Here is a 16,169-nt window from a genome sequence, read left to right as displayed (position 1 = left end):
GTCGTTCCGGTGGCCGCCGGAACGACGGGCGACGCCGCCGCGGCGGTCTTCGTCCCGGCCGGCCGGGGCCGCGAACGATCAGAGCGGCAGGTGCACCAGGGTGGCGGGCTGGTCGCGGGTGGTGCCGGTCGCGTCGGCGGGGCGGTGCAGGCAGAGCAGGCCGGTGGGAACCCGGGCGACCGGCTCGAACACCCCCGGCGTGCGGTGCACCTCCCGCGCCCCCGCCGGGGTGATGTGCAGCAGCCTGCTGCGCCCCGCGTCCAGCATGGTCATCCACATCGAGTCGCCGTCGGCGACGAACCTGGGGCGCTCCCAGCGATGCCGCGAGGTGAGGTGACCGGCCAGGGTCGCCGACTGCTTGCCCATCAGGAACTCCAGCGTCTGGGAGCGCTGGTCGAAGATCCCGACCGACCATCCCCTCGCGGGGCTCACCTGGTCGGTGCCGACCGCGTAGATCTGATCGCCCGCCGGGAACCAGCGCAGCGCGCCGCCCCGGGGCCGCGGCATGATCAGCCTGGTCCTGCCGTCGGCGGTGTCGGCCTCCAGCCCCGCCGAGCCGGAGGTGAACCACCTGCCCCGGTGCAGGACCACTTGATGCAGCCAGCTCCGCCCCGGCTCGCGCACCGTCGGGCGCACGACACCGCCGGGGTCGACCAGGCACAGCACCTGCCACGGCCTGAAGTCCTGGTGCCTGTTCTGGAACATCGGCTTGTTGCTGCTGAACTGCCCGAGCACCACGGTGCAGCCCGGCGCGCCCACCGAGGGCGACGGCTCGCTGCCGCCGGGTGCCTCCTGGTCGAGCAGCCGGCGCAGCCTGTTGTCCTCGTTGAGGAACCACTGGGCGTACGGGCCCAGCTCGCGCGGCTGGGGGGCCTGGAACGCGAAGGTCCCGCCCAGGTCGAGCTCGATCACGGCCAGGCTGCCGGTCTCCCCCCAGGGCAGACCCATCGTGGCGTCGACCGGGACGGGCTGCCGGGAGTTGAAGAAGACCCACGCCGTACGGCCGTGAACGATCACGGTCGGGTCGTCCCACATCTGTGCCGGGTGGGTGGCGCGAACGGCCAGGTCGGGGGTGAGGGTGCGGACCAGCACCTGCGCGGGCCCCACCTGTTCCACGGCCACGACACCTTCACCGGACGCGGCCCACTCCACGAGCCTGCCGAAGCGGAACTCCCTGTCGTGGCGGCCCCCGGCACCGTCGAGCCTGCGCAGCAGGTGGCCGCTCTCGAACGCCTGGTGGACGAAGACCCGGCCCGCCTCCGCCCGCGCCTCGAGCACGGCGTCCATGACCTTCTCGATCCCCTGGACGGTGGGCCCGCCCAGCGTGCCCCCCGTACCCGCGGCCGAGCCGGTGACGGCCCGGTGGCCGCCGGTGGCGCCGCCCCCGGGGCCGGCGAGCACCCGGTGGTCCCCGGTGGCACCGCTCGCCGGGCCGGTGAAGGCCCGCTGCGCCGCGGCCGGGGCGGCGACCGACGTCCCGGGAGGCAGGTTGCCCCCGGCCCCGAGGGCGGCGCCACCCGCGAGGACCGGGGAGTCCGCCACCTGGCCGGGGAAGGGCCGCTGCCCCGCACCGGAGAGCCGCCCGGCACCGGGAGGGACCGGATGACCGCCGGTGGCGGGCGAGACCGGATGGCCGCCGGTGGCGGGAGCGGAGCCCCTGCCCGGCTCGCGGTGTTCGACCTTGAGCTTCCAGGCCAGCTGCGCGGCGCCGTACGCGACCACGATCTTCGGGTCGTCGTAGGTCCTGACCCGCTCGCCGAAGCGCTCACGCACGGCCTTCTGGACCAGCGGCATCCTGCTGGGCCCGCCGGTCATGAACACCGCGGCCAGCTCGTCCATCTCGACCCCGGCGCCGCGGATCGTCTCGTCGAGGATGTCCACCGTCCTGCGGATGTCCTCGCCGATGAGATCCTCCAGGTCGGCCCTGGTGATGTGCACGTCCTCGTTGATGCCCACCACGTAGTGGGAGGAGGTGTCGAACTTCGACAGCGTCTCCTTCGCCTCCCTCGCCATCTTGAGCAGGTCGGCGGCGTAGCTGACGTAGCGACGCTCGGGGTTGGTCGTCACCTGCTGCCACCAGTCGGCGTCGATCCGCTCGATCTGGGCGCCGAGGAACGCGAAGACCTGCTCGTCGAAACCCTCGCCGCCGATCTCGTCGCTGCCCCCCGGCTCGCCGACGACCGCGAAGTCACCGCCGTCCACGGTGAGGACGGCCGCGTCGAACGTGCCGCCGCCCAGGTCGTAGACGGCGAGCCGCGACCCGCCGACCGCCCGCCCCGCGGACGCGAAGTATCGGGCCGAGGCCACGGGCTCGTCGATGAGCGCGATCCGCACCCCGCTCACGACCTTCCTCGCCGCCGCCAGCAGCACCGCCTTGCGGTCGGCGCCCCAGGCCACCGGGTGGGTGAGCGCGATGCAGTCGGGGTCGGCGCCGTCGAACCGCCGACGCCCCTCACTGACGAACGGTTCGAGCAGCGCCGCGAGGGCGTCGGCCACGTCCACCGGGACGCCTCCGAGCAACATCCGCTTCCGGCCGACATAGCGCTTCGGGTTGCGCTCGACACGCTCGGGATTGGTCGCGATGCCCCGCTGGGCGACCCTGCCCGCCACGAGCGTCCCCCGCTCGTCCAGCATGACCGCGGAGGGAATGCGCCGCTCTCCCTCGACTTCCAGGACGTCGAAGCGTCCTTCCGCCGCTATCACCCCGGCGGAGAAACTCGTCCCCAGATCGACACCGAGGCACCACTGCGCCATGTCCACTCCTTTTGAACTCCTCCCCGGCCGGATCGACCGGAGACTCTCCCCTCACGTCGCGGTCAAGCGGCGCGAGGGGGTTCACGCCGCGCGGACCGGACAACCCCGGGGTCTCCACGTCCCGACATCGGCGTTCCGACGGCGTTCGTAGATCCAGATCCCATCATTCCGCATCCGGCGACGACGGTCGGAGCACGAAAGGAAACGTTCGGGGACCGGAAAGGCGGGGCGGTCGCGTCCCCATCCTCTCGCGACCGCGCCGGTTCCGTCTCCCTCACGGTCCGCCGCGGCGCGAGAGGGCCCCGGAACGCGAAGGGCCGGGCGCGGGTGACCGGCTTCGCGGGGATCAGCCGCCGATGCCGCCGTCGGGGCGGACGGCCAGGGCGGCGATGACGCGGGCGAAGTCCGGCGGGGGCGCGACCACCAGCCGGGTCTGCCCGTCCTGACTGACCAGGTCGGCTCTGATCAGGGAGAGACGGCCGGCGTGCCACCAGTAGACCTGAGGGCTGAGCGCCCCGGCGCGCATGTCGAACTCCCGCTGGGCGAACAGCCGAAGCCGCTCGATCGCGCGGACCACGCCGATGCCCTCGACCGGGTGGACGATGAGCGTCGCCGGGTCGGGCAGGGCGACGAGGACCCCGTCGGAGGGAACCGGCAGGTAGTCGCCCAGCCTGCGGAGGTGGGCGGCGGCGCCCTCGGTGGGACCGGTGAGCCTGCGCACGGCCACCCCGCCGAGATCACCCTCGGTGACCGAGAGCCGCTCGTCCCCGCGCGCGTTCTCCAGGGCCAGGTCGAGGGCCTGGGCCGCGGTGATCGGCCAGCAGCCGACCTCCTCGGGGCGGACCGGGCGCCCGGCGTCGCCGTCACCGACGGTGAGCACCTCGACCAGGTCGGCGGTGAGGTGGCGCCCGACCACGCGGGCCGGATCCAGGTCGTCGTCGAGCTGGATCCGGGTGCGCAGCAGCGGGCGTACCTGCTCCAGGTCGCAGGCGTCGAACGGCTCGTCCACCGTGGCCAGGGTGTGCGACAGGTACGCGGAGACGATCACCGGCCAGTCCTCGCGGGAGCGCCTGAGAGCCTCGGCGCGCAGCCCGGCCAGGCGCACCACGACCCGGCGCGGGCCGGTGAGCGTGAGGGTCCCGCCGCCGGGGTCGAAGGAGCAGGCGTAGCCGAGATTGTCCGCGACCAGGGCGAGCAGGGAGTCGAGATCGACCTCTTCGACCGGACGCCTCGGCGTCTCGGTCCGCCGGTCACGGTGCCGCCGGAACAATCTCACGCGTGCGCCCCCTCTGCCGGTTTCCTCCTAGGTTCGCACCTAGAGTGCCTTGCCGACGCCCCCTGTTGAGTAGGCCAGAGAGCACGATTTTGCATCAATAGCACCAAGTGCCCCGAGCAATACAGAGAACTGTGGCTCTCCATGCCCTATCGGAAGCCCTGCGACAACGGGCACTCCGAGCGGTGCGAGCAGCTCCTCCAGCACCGGGTAGGGGTCGCCGCAGCCGACCCAGGACCCCAGGACGAACCCGGCGGCCCCGTCGAGTGCCCCGGTCTGCAGCAGCTGGACGAGCATCCTGTCGATCCGGTACGGCGCCTCGGCGACATCCTCCAGCAGGACGATCCGGCCTCGCGCCGACAGCGCGTACGGAGTGCCGCAGAGCGCGGCCAGCAGGCTGAGGTTGCCGCCGGTGACCGGCGCCGTGACGTCGCCGGGAACGATCACCCGGTCGCCGGTGATCGTCGGCGGGGCTCCGGCGAGCGCGGCCGTGAAGTTCTCGAAGGTGCGCGGCTCGGGCCCCTCGGGGTCGCTGATCGTGGAGCAGGCCGGCATCGGCCCGAACCAGGAGGCGAGGCCCAGTTCCACGGCGAACGCGCTGTGCAGGGCGGTGATGTCGCTGGAGCCGACGAGCGCCTTGGGACCGGCGGCCCGCATGGCGTCCCAGTCGAGGTGACCGAGGAGACGGGTCGCGCCGTAACCGCCGCGGGCGCAGAACACCGCGCTCACCGCGGGATCGCACCAGGCGTCCAGCAGATCGGAGGCGCGGGCGGCGTCGGAGCCCGCCAGGTAGCGGTCCCTGTCGAGGGTGTGGGCGCCGATGACGACCTTCAGCCCGAGCCCTTCCAGGACGCGAACGCCGCGCGCCAGCCGCTCGGAATCGGGAGGTCCGGACGGGGCCACCACCGCCACCGTGTCGCCGGGACGCGGCGGAGGCGGGACCGGTATCCCGGCAGCCGGTTCGTTCACTCCGCAAACGGTGCCACACTGGGCTTTCATATGCGACCTCCGCCCCACATCCTGGTGGTCAACGGCATCAAGGTCCGCAGGCCGGTATTCGTGCTCGCCGCCCCGCACTCCGGCGCGGATCTGCTGGCCCGCGCCCTGAAACGCTCCCCCGGGTTCCACGTCACCATGGGGCGGGCGGCGGTGGCGCACGTCGTCTACGCCTTCGCCCGGCGGCCCTCGATCGCGGGACGGGGCATGGGCGCGACCCGCGTGCTCCGCGACGCCCTGGCCGAGTCCTGGCAGATCGTCCCCGGCGCCTGCGGGGAGTGCCCGCCCACCTGCCGGGAGGCGGGCGGCGTGACCGGGGCGGGCCCCTGCGCGGCCCCGGGTTCCGTGGTCCGCTTCGGAGACGCGAGCCCCGACCTGCTCTACAGTGCCTCGGTGCTGCTGCAGGCCTTCCCCGACGCCCGCTTCGTCCAGCTCATCAGGGACGGCCGCGACGTGGCCGCCGACATGCTGGCCGACCCCGAGTCCCTGAGGTGGTTCAAGCCGGCTCTGCTCAGCGACGAGACGGAGTTTCCCAACCCCTTCCTCGGCGTCAACTCCGGCGAGCACCGCGAGCGCTGGAAGGCGATGCCCACGGCGGGCAAGTGCGCGCTACGCTGGCGCAGCGCGGTGCGGCTGTCGGCCTCGCTCCACCAGGAGCTGCCCCGGGAGCAGATGCTCACCCTGCGCTACGAGGATCTGGTCTCCTCCCCCGCCGAGTCCCTCGACGGGCTCTGCCACTTCCTGGAGACGCGGGTCCCGAAGATCGCCCTGCTGGGCAGGAGTGTGCCGAAGGTCGGTGTCTGGCGCACCCGCCTGCGCGGCCAGGACGCCGAACTGGTGTCCAAGGTCGCCCGCGAGGAGCTCACCCGCCTGGGCTACGCGTCATCCTGACGTCGGCCCCGGCCGAGGATGCCTCCGGCTCGCCGGGCGAGCCGGAGCCGTCGTGCGCGCTCCGGCGCCGAACCTCTCCTGCCGGCGACCGGGCACGGCCGCCCCCTGCCGTCGCCGCCGTCCGGCCGGTTACCACGGGCTTCGGGGCGCGGTCACCAGTTCGGGATCTCGAACGTCGCGCCGGGCCGGATGTCCCCCGGCCGACGCACGGGGACCGCGACGGCCGTGGAACAGGTGCCGGACGTCGGGGCACCCTCGCCGGTCCGCAGCGTGTCCAGGATCGTCTCCCAGGTGCCGTCCACCGACCACCGGCGGTGCCGGTTGTAGACGGTCTTCCAGTTGCCGTAGGCCTCCGGCAGCTTGCGCCAGGGAGAGCCGGTCCTGCTACGGAAGAACACCCCGTCGATGATCGTGCGGTGATCGGCCCACCGGTTTCCCCGCCGGGCGTGAGCGGGCAGCAACGGCGCCAGCCGTGCCCACTCGTCGTCGGTCAGGTCATCGCGTTTCAACCGGTCGTCCACGTTCTTATGATCTAACACCATCTGTACCGGAAGATCCACTCGGTGACGCGGCGCCGGGAATCAGGAGGTATGGCTGAACTGGGTCCGGTAGAGCTCGGCGTAGACCGACCCCATGGCCAGAAGCTCCTCATGGCGGCCCCGCTCGACCACCTGGCCGTCCTGGACCACCAGGATCTGGTCCGCCTCGCGGATCGTGGACAGGCGGTGGGCGATGACCAGCGAGGTGCGCCCGGCCAGCGCGATCTTCAACGCCTGCTGGACCGCGGCCTCGGACTCGGAGTCGAGATGCGCGGTGGCCTCGTCGAGGACGACCACGCTGGGCGCCTTGAGCAGCAGCCTCGCCAGGGCCAGCCGCTGCTTCTCGCCGCCGGACAGCCGATGACCACGGTCGCCGACCACGGTCTCCAGGCCGTCGGGGAGGTCGAGGACCAGGTCGGAGATCTGGGCGGCGCGCAGGGCGTCCCAGATCTCCTCGTCGGTCGCCTCCGGCCTGGCGTAGCGGAGATTGGCCCCGATGGTGTCGTGGAACAGGTGGGCGTCCTGCGTGACGACCCCCACGGTGTCGTGCAGAGAGGCCAGAGTGGCGTCGCGCACGTCCAGGCCGTTGACGCGGACCGCGCCCTCGCCGACGTCGTAGAGGCGCGAGACCAGACCCGTGATGGTGGTCTTTCCCGCGCCCGAGGGGCCGACCAGGGCGACCATCTCGCCGGGGTGGGCGGTGAAGGTGACTCCGCGCAGCACCTCCTGGCCCGGCCCGGTGTCGGGGCGGGCCACCGCCTCCAGCGAGGCGAGCGACACCTCCGAGGCCGACGGGTATCCGAACCGGACGCCGTCGAACTCCACGGAGGCCGGGCCGGCGGGAACGGGCCGGGCGTCGGGGCTCTCGGCGATCATCGGCTTCAGGTCGAGGACCTCGAAGACCCGGTCGAAGCTCACCAGCGCGGTCATCACGTCCACGTGCACGTTCGACAGGCTCGTCAGGGGGCCGTACAGGCGCATCAGGAGGGCGGCGAGCGCCACCAGGGTGCCGATCTCGAAGACGCCGGAGACGGTCAGCACACCTCCCACGCCGTAGACCAGGGCGGTGGCCAGCGCCGCGACCAGGCCGAGCGCGACACGGAAGATCGTCCCGTACATGCCGACGGTGACGCCGACGTCACGCACCCGCCCCGCCCTGCCCGCGAAGGCGGCGGCCTCGTCGGCCGGGCGGCCGTACAGCTTGGCGACCATGGCCCCGGCGACGTTGAACCGCTCGGTCATCATGGTGCTCATCTCCGCGTCGAGCTCCATCTGCTCACGGGTGAGCCCGGACATCTTCCTGCCGACCCACTTCGCGGGAAAGATGAAGATCGGTAACAGCACGAGGGCGACGAGGGTGATCTGCCATGAGAGCACCAGCATCGCGCCGAGGACCAGCACCAGCATGACCACGTTGGACACCACCGACGACAGGGTGCTGGTCAGCGCGCGCTGGGCGCCGATGACGTCGGTGTTGAGCCGGGAGACGAGGGCACCGGTCTGGGTGCGGGTGAAGAAGGCCACGGGCATGCGCTGGACGTGGTCGAAGACCTCGGTGCGCAGGTTGTAGATGAGGCCCTCGCCGATTCGTGCGGAGAACCAGCGCTGGGCCAGGGTGAGCGCGCCGTCGGCGACCGCCAGGCCCGCGATGACCAGTGCGAGGGCGATCACCACCCCCTCGCGCCTGGGGGTGATGCCGTCGTCGATGATCGCCTTCATCAGCAGCGGGTTGGCGATCACGATCACCGAGCCGACCACGACCAGCGCGAGGAAGGCGGAGATGTGCCGCGAGAAGGGGCGCGCGTAGCGGGCGATGCGTCTGACCGTGCCCGGGGCCAGACGCTGCTTGGTCACCGACCTGTCACGCCGGAACGAGAACATCGCCTGGGGACCGAGTCCCCCACCCATCATCGCCATACGGCCTCCTCTGCCGATGCGAGCACCAGGAGAAACGCGATCATTCCCCTGTCAGCTCGGGGCGAACACCGTCGTCCTTCGGCGGGCGCCCCGACGTGGAACGGGCGCTCCGGCGTGGACGGGCGCGGCGAGTCGAAGACGGGTGCCACGGGTTCGGGACAGGCGCCGCGGGCCCCAGGACGAACACCGCCGGCTTGGTACGGGCACCGACAGTCCGAGGTGGGCGCCCTCGGCCCGAGACGGGCACCACCGGCCTGACGGGGAACCGTCGTGGGACGGACGCCCGCGGCCCCCTGGGCGGGACGGCCTATCCGAAGAGCGCCTTGACACGCTTGGCCTGCTCGCGCGCCTCGGCCGCGCTCTGTTCGGCCAGCGTGCGCCCCGAAGCCCCCTGAAGCAGCCGCTTGGTCGCCGTCGCGGCGTCGCGGTCGGTCGCCAGCAGCGCGTCGGTCAGGTCGCGCACGGCCTGTGTCAGCTCGTCGGGCGCGACGACCAGCTCCGCCAAGCCGATCCTGGCCGCCTCCCGCGCCCCCACGACGCGGGCGGTCAGACAGATCTCGATGGCCCTGGACAGGCCCACCAGGTCGACCAGCGGCTTGGTGCCGGTCAGGTCGGGAACCAGCCCGAGGGCGGGCTCCTTCATGCACAGTTTGGCGTCGTCCGCCAGGACCCGCAGGTCACAGGCGAGCGCGAGCTGGAATCCCGCACCGATCGCGTGGCCGTGAACGGCCGCCACGGAGACGATGTCGGGACGCCTCAGCCAGAGGAAACCCCGTTGGGCCAACGCCACCCGCTCGGCGAAAGAAGCCTCGTCGAGTGTCGCGGAGGACGCGAACGACCCCTGCCCGGGAACTCCCTCCGGTGTGAACATCCTCAGATCGATCCCCGCGGAGAAGGACGGCCCCTCACCTCTGATCACGACGACCCTCACCTGCTGCGGCAGGCCGTCACCGATATGAGCCAGAGCCGACCAGGTAGCGAACGTCTGAGCGTTTCGCTTCTCAGGACGGTCCAGCGTGATCGTCGCGATCTCGCCGTCCACCTCGCAGCGCAGACCGACCTCCTCGAGAGAGATCTCCTCCGCACTCCCCCCGAACATCGCTTCCACCATCGCCTGTTCTCCCACCTTCGGTATCCGCCTCGCCCGAGCCTATCGATCCCCAGAATGAGGTTCTACAGGATCGGGCGGGGGCGGCGTCAGCGTGGGGGACGGCGGCTGCGGTCGCGCGTTCCGAGGCGGGGTCAGCGCTTGGACTTGCCTCGGGTGGCGCCACCGCGCCCGCGCAGAGTCACACCGGACTCGCTCAGGATGCGGTGGATGAACCCGTACGACCTACCGGTCGAAGCGGCCAGGGCGCGGATGCTCTCACCCGCGCTGTAGCGCTTCTTGAGATCGGAGGCCAGTTTTTCACGGTCGGCCCCGGTAACCCGGGTGCCCTTCTTGAGAGTCTCGGCCACGAGTACCTCCTGTAGTGCCAGACTTCCGCAGCGTTACACACGCCATGATCAGTCATTTCAGCGAGATCGGCTACCTACTCCACGGGAAAAGATCCGTACCCGCTCAAATTAAGATCAGGCAAGTGCCACAAGATCGGAAAATTCGTCGCTCCACGCGTCTTCAACTCCGTCAGGCAGCAAGATCACCCTATCGGGTCGTAGAGCCTCTACAGCACCCTCATCATGCGTGACAAGCACAATTGCCCCAGAATAGGACGTTAGCGCCGAAAGAACCTGCTCTCTGCTCGCCGGATCGAGGTTGTTCGTGGGCTCGTCGAGGAGGAGGACGTTCGCCGCGGACAACACCAGCGTGGCCAGCGCCAGCCGCGTCTTCTCCCCGCCCGACAGCACCCTCGCGGGCTTGTCCACGTCGTCCCCGGTGAACAGGAACGAGCCCAGAACCTTGCGCAGTTCCACGTCGGGAAGCTCTCCCCCGGCCGAGCGCATGTTCTCCAGCACGGTGCGCTCGGGGTCGATCGTCTCGTGCTCCTGCGCGTAGTAACCCAGCTTGAGCCCGTGTCCCGGCTTGACCGCGCCGGTGTCGGGCTCCTCGATGCCGCCGAGAATCCGCAGGAGAGTGGTCTTGCCCGCGCCGTTCAGGCCCAGGATGACGACCCTGCTCCCCCTGTCGACGGCCGCGTCGACGTCGGTGAAGACCTCCAGGGAGCCGTACGACTTCGACAGCCCCTCCGCCATGATCGGGGTGCGCCCACACGGGGCCGGCTGGGGGAAGCGCAGCTTGGCGACCTTGTCGCCGCGCCGCTCCACCTCCAGGCCCGACAACAGCCGCTCGGCACGGCGCTGCATGTCCTGCGCGGCCTTCGCCTTGGTGGCCTTGGCCCGCATCTTGTCGGCCTGCGACATCAGGGCCGAGGCCTGCTTCTCGGCGTTGGCCCGCTCACGCCTCCTGCGCTTCTCGTCGGTCTCACGCTGGGCCAGATAGGCCTTCCAGCCGACGTTGTAGGTGTCGATCACCGCGCGGTTGGCGTCGAGGTGCAGGACGCGGTTTACCGTCGCTTCAAGAAGCGAGACGTCGTGGCTGATAATGATCAAGCCGCCCTGGTGAGATCGTAAAAAATCACGAAGCCACCCGATTGAGTCCGCATCTAGGTGGTTTGTCGGCTCGTCAAGCAGGAGAGTCTCCGCCCCGCTGAAGAGGATCCTGGCCAGTTCCACCCGCCTGCGCTGCCCTCCGGAGAGGGTCTCCAGCGGCTGGCCGAGCACCCGGTCGGGCAACCCCAGGCTGGAGGCGATGGAGGCGGCCTCCGACTCCGCGGCGTATCCGCCCAGGACGTGCAGCCGGTCCTCCAGGCGCCCGTAGGCGCGGACCGCGCGGTCCCTTGTGCGGTCGTCGGCCGAGGACATGCCGAGCTCGGCCTCACGCAGCTCACGCAGCACCTGATCGAGCCCCCGCGCCGACAGGATGCGGTCGCGGGCGAGGATGTGCAGATCACCCGTACGAGGGTCCTGCGGCAGGTAGCCGACCTCGCCGCTGATGGTGACCGTGCCCGAGGCGGGCGATCCCTCTCCGGCGAGGACCCGGGTCAGCGTGGTCTTCCCCGCCCCGTTCCGGCCGACGAGCCCGATCTTGTCACCGGGGTTCACCCGGAAGGACGCGCCCTCGATGAGCAACCGGGCCCCGGCCCGCAGTTCGATGTCAGAAGCTACGATCATGGTTGGAGAACACTCCCAGCAGGAAATACACAGGCTCACATCACTGTGGCCGAACCCGCCGCGCCCTGTGTCTCCCGGCTCTCGGCTCGGCCGTCTCGCCTTCATGGGGACGACGGTCAATCGGGAGTGCGCATACCGATCAGTGTACGGCGCGGCACCGGCCGGCTTCTCCACGATTATGTGAGTCCAGCTCAAGCGGGACCGGCTCGCGCGAGAGCCGGTCCAGCCCTCACTCACGCCTGTTCCCTGTCACCACACCCGCCTCACGGGCCCCCGTAGTGTCCCCTCACGCGACGCCCGCTCACGCGGGATCGCTCACCGCACCCGCCTCGCAGCACGCCCGGCCACATCCGCCCGGTCAGAGGGGGGCGCTCACCCTGATGCGTACCGCGCGGAACTGGGCGGGGGTGTCCTTGAGGATCACCAGCCGAGGATCGGGGACCGTCAGAAAGGGCTCGGTCTCCAGCGCGAAGACCGGGGCGAGCCTGCGGTCGGGCCGCAACGCGTCCATCGCGCGCCGGTCCCCGCCCAGCACGACGGCCTCCAGCTCACCCACGTGCGGGCCGAGGACGCGCAGCGCCACCTCCGCCGCCGCCTCGTGCGCCTGGTCCACCTGCTTCTCCCTGCGCCGGGCGAAGCGCCGCTGTGACCAGCCGCCCGCCGCGCTGCGCCCGTGGACCTGCCGTGAGCCGACCTTGGAGGAGAGCAGCTCCTCGCCCTGGAAGATGCCCGCCGCGTGGCCGCCCAGCCGTACGAGCAACACGCCGATCCTGCGCTCGGTGCGCACGTGGGTGACCAGGCGCGCGATCGGGCCACCCCCGGCACCGGTGAGCGGAGGGAACGGTACCTGGCACTCGGCGACCGCGCCGTCCGCGCCGTCGAGGCGTACGACGGAGGCCGAGGCCGTCACGCTCGGCGGACCGTGCCGGTCGACGAAGCCGTCGATCCAGCGGTTCAGGCGTTCGGGCGCCACGGAGACCCAGCGGCCTCCCCCCTTGGCCGGTCGCGACGTCATGGAACGCGACACTACCGGCCGACCTCGCCGGACACACGATCCCCCCGGTCAAGTCCAACGAACGGCGAAAAGTCGGTGAACATCACAGTGCGTTACTTATGCACCGTCAAAGGATGCCCCATGCTCGGAACGTGACCACCAGAGCGCGAGCCGTCCCGCAGTCCTCCGCGGCAGGCACGGGTGTCACGCCTGTCGTCGATCTCGACACCGGAGGCGTCATCGCCTTCCAGGCCGACGGCGGAAGCCGCGGAAACATCTCCTCGACCGTCCAGACGGTGCGCGAGGTCGCCGCGAGCGAGATCCTGCTCCCCCTGGTGCTCACCCTGCCGGCGGCCGCGGTGATCGGCGGCTCGGCCGCGCTCGCGCCGCTCCACGAGGCCCTGCGCGCCTCAGGCCGGCGGCCCCGCGAGGTGATCCTCACCGTACGAGGCGACTTCGCCCAGTTCGAGCGCCGCTCCCTGCTCACCGGGCTGGACGGCCTGCGCGCCATCGGCTACCTCATCGCGGTCGGCGACCTGGGCACCGGGCACGTCCCGCTGGACCTGGTCGCCGACGCGGCGCCCTACCTGGCGGTGATCTCACCGGACCTGATCGCCCAGGTTCCCCACGACCCGCGTCGCGCCGCGATCGGCGAAGGCCTGGCGAGGCTCGCGCGGGGGACGGGGGCGCACGTGCTGGCCCCGGGGGTGAGGGACGAGGCGCAGCTCTCCGCGATCCGCGGCTGGGGGGTGCGGCTGGCCCAGGGCCCTCTGCTGGTCCCCGGCCCGTCGGGGCGGGTGCACGTACCACTCCCGGTCGTCGAGCAGGAGTCCTCCCGGCTGGTCCTCGGGCCCCGAGTCCACGAGTTCCTGCTGCCCGCGGTGACCCTCCCCTACGACGCCACCGCCGAGGCCGTGATCGACGCCTTCGGCAGCGAGCCGTCCATCACCAGCGTGATCCTCGTCGACGAGTACCAGCGCCCGAAGGGCAGCCTCGACCGCAGTCGCTTCCTGCTGTCGATCGCCGGGCGCTTCGGCCACGCCCTGCACGGCAGGAAGGCCGCCGGACGACTGGCCGACCCCGCCCGCACGGTTCCCAGGACCACCCCCGCCATAGCGGCCATGCAGGTCGCCGGCCGCGACGCCGAGCGCGTCTACGACGACCTGGTCGTCACCGACGAGGTGGGGCGCTGCATGGGCGTCGTCCGGGTCTCCGACCTGATCCGCCAGGTCGCGGCCATGCAGAGCTGAGGAGGTCGCGTCCGCGAGCGGTGCGATCCTTCTCGACCCGGCCCGACGCCTTTACATTGTAGATCTTAATATCCGCCGCGCCCTCTTGGCAGGCGGGCATGATCACGGTAGGAAGGGGCACAGGGCGGGACGACGGCGAGGGGTGCCAGATGGGCGAGCGCGGACCTCGGGTCGGGCGGCGAGGGCTGCTCGGCGCGGGACTCCTGGCCGGAGCCGGGGCCGCGCTGTCCGGCTGCACCCCGGGCGAAGAAACCGCCGCCCCCACCGCGTCACGGCCTCCGTCGTTCGACCCCGCCAGCTGGGAGTCGGTGCGGGCCCAGTTCCCGCTCGACCCCTCCTACTCCCAGTTCGCCGCCTACGTCCTCGCCGCCCACCCCGCCCAGGTGCGGCGGGCGATCGAGGAGCACCGGCGCGGCCTCGACACCGACACCGACGCCTACCTGCACGGCGAGAACAGGGAGCAGGTGGTGCGCGAGGCCGCCGCGGCCTACCTGGGCGCCGACGCACCCGACGTCGCCCTCACCGACAGCACCACGATGGGCCTGGGCCTGCTCTACAGCGGCATGCGCCTGCTCCCCGGCCAGGACGTGCTCACCACCGAACACGACTTCTTCGCCACCCACGAGAGCCTGCGGCTGCTCGCCGCGAGGACCGGCGCCAAGGTCGGCAGGGTCCGCCTGTACGACGACCCGGCCAAGGCCTCCGCCGACGAGATCGTCTCCCGGCTGAAGGCCGCGCTCACACCGAGGACCCGGGTGGTGGCGATCACCTGGGTGCACTCGGGCACCGGGGTGCGAATGCCGGTCAGGGCGATCGCCGACATGGTCGCCGAGGCCAACCGCCCCAGAGACGTCGAGGACCGGGCGCTGTTGTGCGTGGACGGGGTGCACGGCCTGGGCGCGACGGCCGACGGGGTGGAGGAGCTGGGCTGCGACTTCTTGGCCGGCGGCACCCACAAGTGGCTGTTCGGCCCTCGGGGCACCGGCGTCCTGTGGGGAAAGGGGCGGGCCTGGGGCGCGCTGCTGCCGGTGGTCGCGAGCTTCTCCAACGTGACCGTCGACCCGGGGACGGGCGACGAACCGTACGGTCCGGGCGGGCTCCTGCACACCCCCGGCGGCTACCACAGCTTCGAGCACCGCTGGGCGCTGAACGAGGCGTTCGCCTTCCATCGGGCCATCGGCAAGGCGCGGGTGGCGGCCAGGATCACCGAGCAGGCCACCCAGCTCAAAGCGGGGCTCGCGGCCCTGCCCAACGTACGGCTGATCACCCCGGTCTCCCCCGAGTTGTCGGCCGGCCTGATCTGCTGCGCGATCGACGGCGTGGACGCCCCCGCCGCGGTGGGCAGGCTCCGCAGGGACCACCGGATCATCACCAGCGCCACCCCGTACCGGGACGTCTACCTGCGCTTCGGGACCGGGATCGTCACCACCCCCGAACAGGTCGACCAGGCGGTGAAGGCCGTCGCCACGCTCCGGTGACATATGGTACGAGTTAGGTTCACCTAACTTAGACCCTCACGGAGTGACATATGGCAGACGAGAAAGCCGAGCGCCGCAACCGGAAGGTGACGAGCGGCCTGGTCCGGCGGGTCGAGCGGCTCACTCCCCACATGATCCGGGTCGTGGTCGGCGGCGAAGGGCTCTCCGGGTTCCGCACGGACGGCTACACCGACCACTACGTCAAGCTGCTGTTCGCCCCGGCCGGGGTGAGCTATCCCCGGCCGTTCGACATGGAGGCGATGCGCGCCCTGCCCCGCGAGCAGTGGCCCACCACCCGCACCTACACCGTGCGCCGCTGGGACGCCGAGGCGGGCGAGCTCACACTCGACTTCGTCCACCACGGCGACGCCGGCCTGGCCGGACCGTGGGCCGAGCGTGTCCGGCCCGGTGAGGAGGTCCACTTCTTCGGCCCCGGCGGCGCGTACGCGCCCGACCCCGAGGCGGACTGGCACCTGTTCGCGGGGGACGAGAGCGCGCTGCCCGCCATCGCCGTCTCCCTGGAGAACCTCCCCGCCGGCGCCCGCGCCTGGGCCTTCATCGAGGTCGCCGGCCCCGAGGAGGAGCAGAGGATCGACTCCCCCGGTGACGTGAAGATCGTCTGGCTGCACCGGGGTCCCGCCCAGTACGGCGAGAGGCTGGTCAAGGCCGTCCGCGAACTCGACTTCCCCGCGGGAGACGTGCACGCCTTCGTCCACGGAGAGGCTGGCTTCGTCCGCGATCTCAGACGCCACCTGCGCACCGAGCGCGGTATCCCGCTGGCGAGACTCTCCATCTCGGGCTACTGGCGTCTGGGCCGTGACGACGAGGCGTGGCGCTCCTCCAAGCGCGAGTGGAACGAGCGGATCGAGGCCGAGGAGGCCGCGGCGCTCTCCTCGTGAACCCCGC

Annotated in this window: 12 protein-coding genes and 1 pseudogene; 4 read left to right on the top strand and 9 right to left on the bottom strand. The window is 71.5% G+C overall.

Going from position 1 to position 16,169, the window contains the following annotated elements; translation table 11 throughout:
• Positions 1-78 precede the first annotated feature (78 nt).
• The 3 genes from ACFY3D_RS25385 to ACFY3D_RS25375 form a co-directional block, all read right to left on the bottom strand.
• On the bottom strand, positions 79-2,754 hold the full coding sequence (locus ACFY3D_RS25385; RefSeq protein ID WP_389983382.1) for an Hsp70 family protein: 2,676 nt from the start codon (positions 2,752-2,754) through the stop codon (positions 79-81).
• Between the two features lie 346 nt (positions 2,755-3,100).
• Positions 3,101-4,030, bottom strand: coding sequence for a hypothetical protein (locus ACFY3D_RS25380; protein WP_350947714.1), 930 nt, complete (start codon positions 4,028-4,030; stop codon positions 3,101-3,103).
• A 39-nt stretch (positions 4,031-4,069) separates the two neighbouring features.
• Positions 4,070-4,996: an LD-carboxypeptidase gene (locus tag ACFY3D_RS25375; RefSeq protein WP_350947715.1), complete on the bottom strand. Its 927-nt coding sequence runs from the start codon at positions 4,994-4,996 to the stop codon at positions 4,070-4,072.
• Positions 4,997-5,026: 30 nt separating this feature from the next.
• Between ACFY3D_RS25375 and ACFY3D_RS25370 the strand changes: the two genes are divergently transcribed.
• Positions 5,027-5,914, top strand: a complete 888-nt coding sequence (locus tag ACFY3D_RS25370) for a sulfotransferase (RefSeq protein WP_362897298.1) — start codon at positions 5,027-5,029, stop codon at positions 5,912-5,914.
• A gap of 263 nt (positions 5,915-6,177) precedes the next feature.
• Here the strand turns inward: ACFY3D_RS25370 and ACFY3D_RS25365 are convergent.
• From ACFY3D_RS25365 to ACFY3D_RS25340, 6 genes and pseudogenes are all read right to left on the bottom strand, one after another.
• Positions 6,178-6,456: pseudogene (locus ACFY3D_RS25365) on the bottom strand (transposase); the annotation flags it as partial.
• 39 nt (positions 6,457-6,495) lie between these two features.
• Positions 6,496-8,370: an ABC transporter ATP-binding protein gene (locus ACFY3D_RS25360; protein ID WP_389983378.1), complete on the bottom strand. Its 1,875-nt coding sequence runs from the start codon at positions 8,368-8,370 to the stop codon at positions 6,496-6,498.
• 307 nt (positions 8,371-8,677) lie between these two features.
• Complete coding sequence (locus ACFY3D_RS25355; RefSeq protein ID WP_389983375.1) at positions 8,678-9,481, bottom strand: enoyl-CoA hydratase/isomerase family protein; 804 nt, start codon at positions 9,479-9,481, stop codon at positions 8,678-8,680.
• Between the two features lie 131 nt (positions 9,482-9,612).
• Positions 9,613-9,828: a helix-turn-helix domain-containing protein gene (locus tag ACFY3D_RS25350; protein WP_030904785.1), complete on the bottom strand. Its 216-nt coding sequence runs from the start codon at positions 9,826-9,828 to the stop codon at positions 9,613-9,615.
• A gap of 114 nt (positions 9,829-9,942) precedes the next feature.
• On the bottom strand, positions 9,943-11,541 hold the full coding sequence (locus ACFY3D_RS25345; protein ID WP_362897301.1) for an ABC-F family ATP-binding cassette domain-containing protein: 1,599 nt from the start codon (positions 11,539-11,541) through the stop codon (positions 9,943-9,945).
• Between the two features lie 358 nt (positions 11,542-11,899).
• Entirely contained in the window at positions 11,900-12,556 is a 657-nt protein-coding gene (locus tag ACFY3D_RS25340) for an acVLRF1 family peptidyl-tRNA hydrolase (RefSeq protein ID WP_389983372.1), read from the bottom strand.
• A gap of 131 nt (positions 12,557-12,687) precedes the next feature.
• Here ACFY3D_RS25340 and ACFY3D_RS25335 point away from each other — a divergent pair, with 131 nt between their 5' ends.
• The 3 genes from ACFY3D_RS25335 to ACFY3D_RS25325 all read left to right on the top strand — a co-directional run bounded on the left by ACFY3D_RS25335 (position 12,688) and on the right by ACFY3D_RS25325 (position 16,162).
• The gene (locus tag ACFY3D_RS25335) at positions 12,688-13,785 is read left to right on the top strand and encodes an EAL domain-containing protein (RefSeq protein ID WP_350947722.1); all 1,098 of its coding nucleotides are present in this window, start codon (positions 12,688-12,690) and stop codon (positions 13,783-13,785) included.
• 149 nt (positions 13,786-13,934) lie between these two features.
• Positions 13,935-15,263 carry an aminotransferase class V-fold PLP-dependent enzyme gene (locus ACFY3D_RS25330; protein ID WP_389983367.1) on the top strand — a complete coding sequence of 443 codons (1,329 nt, stop codon included), beginning with the start codon at positions 13,935-13,937 and terminating at the stop codon, positions 15,261-15,263.
• 50 nt (positions 15,264-15,313) lie between these two features.
• Complete coding sequence (locus ACFY3D_RS25325; protein WP_389983364.1) at positions 15,314-16,162, top strand: siderophore-interacting protein; 849 nt, start codon at positions 15,314-15,316, stop codon at positions 16,160-16,162.
• Positions 16,163-16,169: the final 7 nt, after the last annotated feature.

Source organism: Streptosporangium sp. NPDC000509 (assembly GCF_042898365.1).
GTDB lineage: Bacteria > Actinomycetota > Actinomycetes > Streptosporangiales > Streptosporangiaceae > Streptosporangium.
The sequence above is the reverse complement of the archived record's forward strand: the minus strand, read 5'-3'. Positions and strand labels throughout refer to the sequence as shown.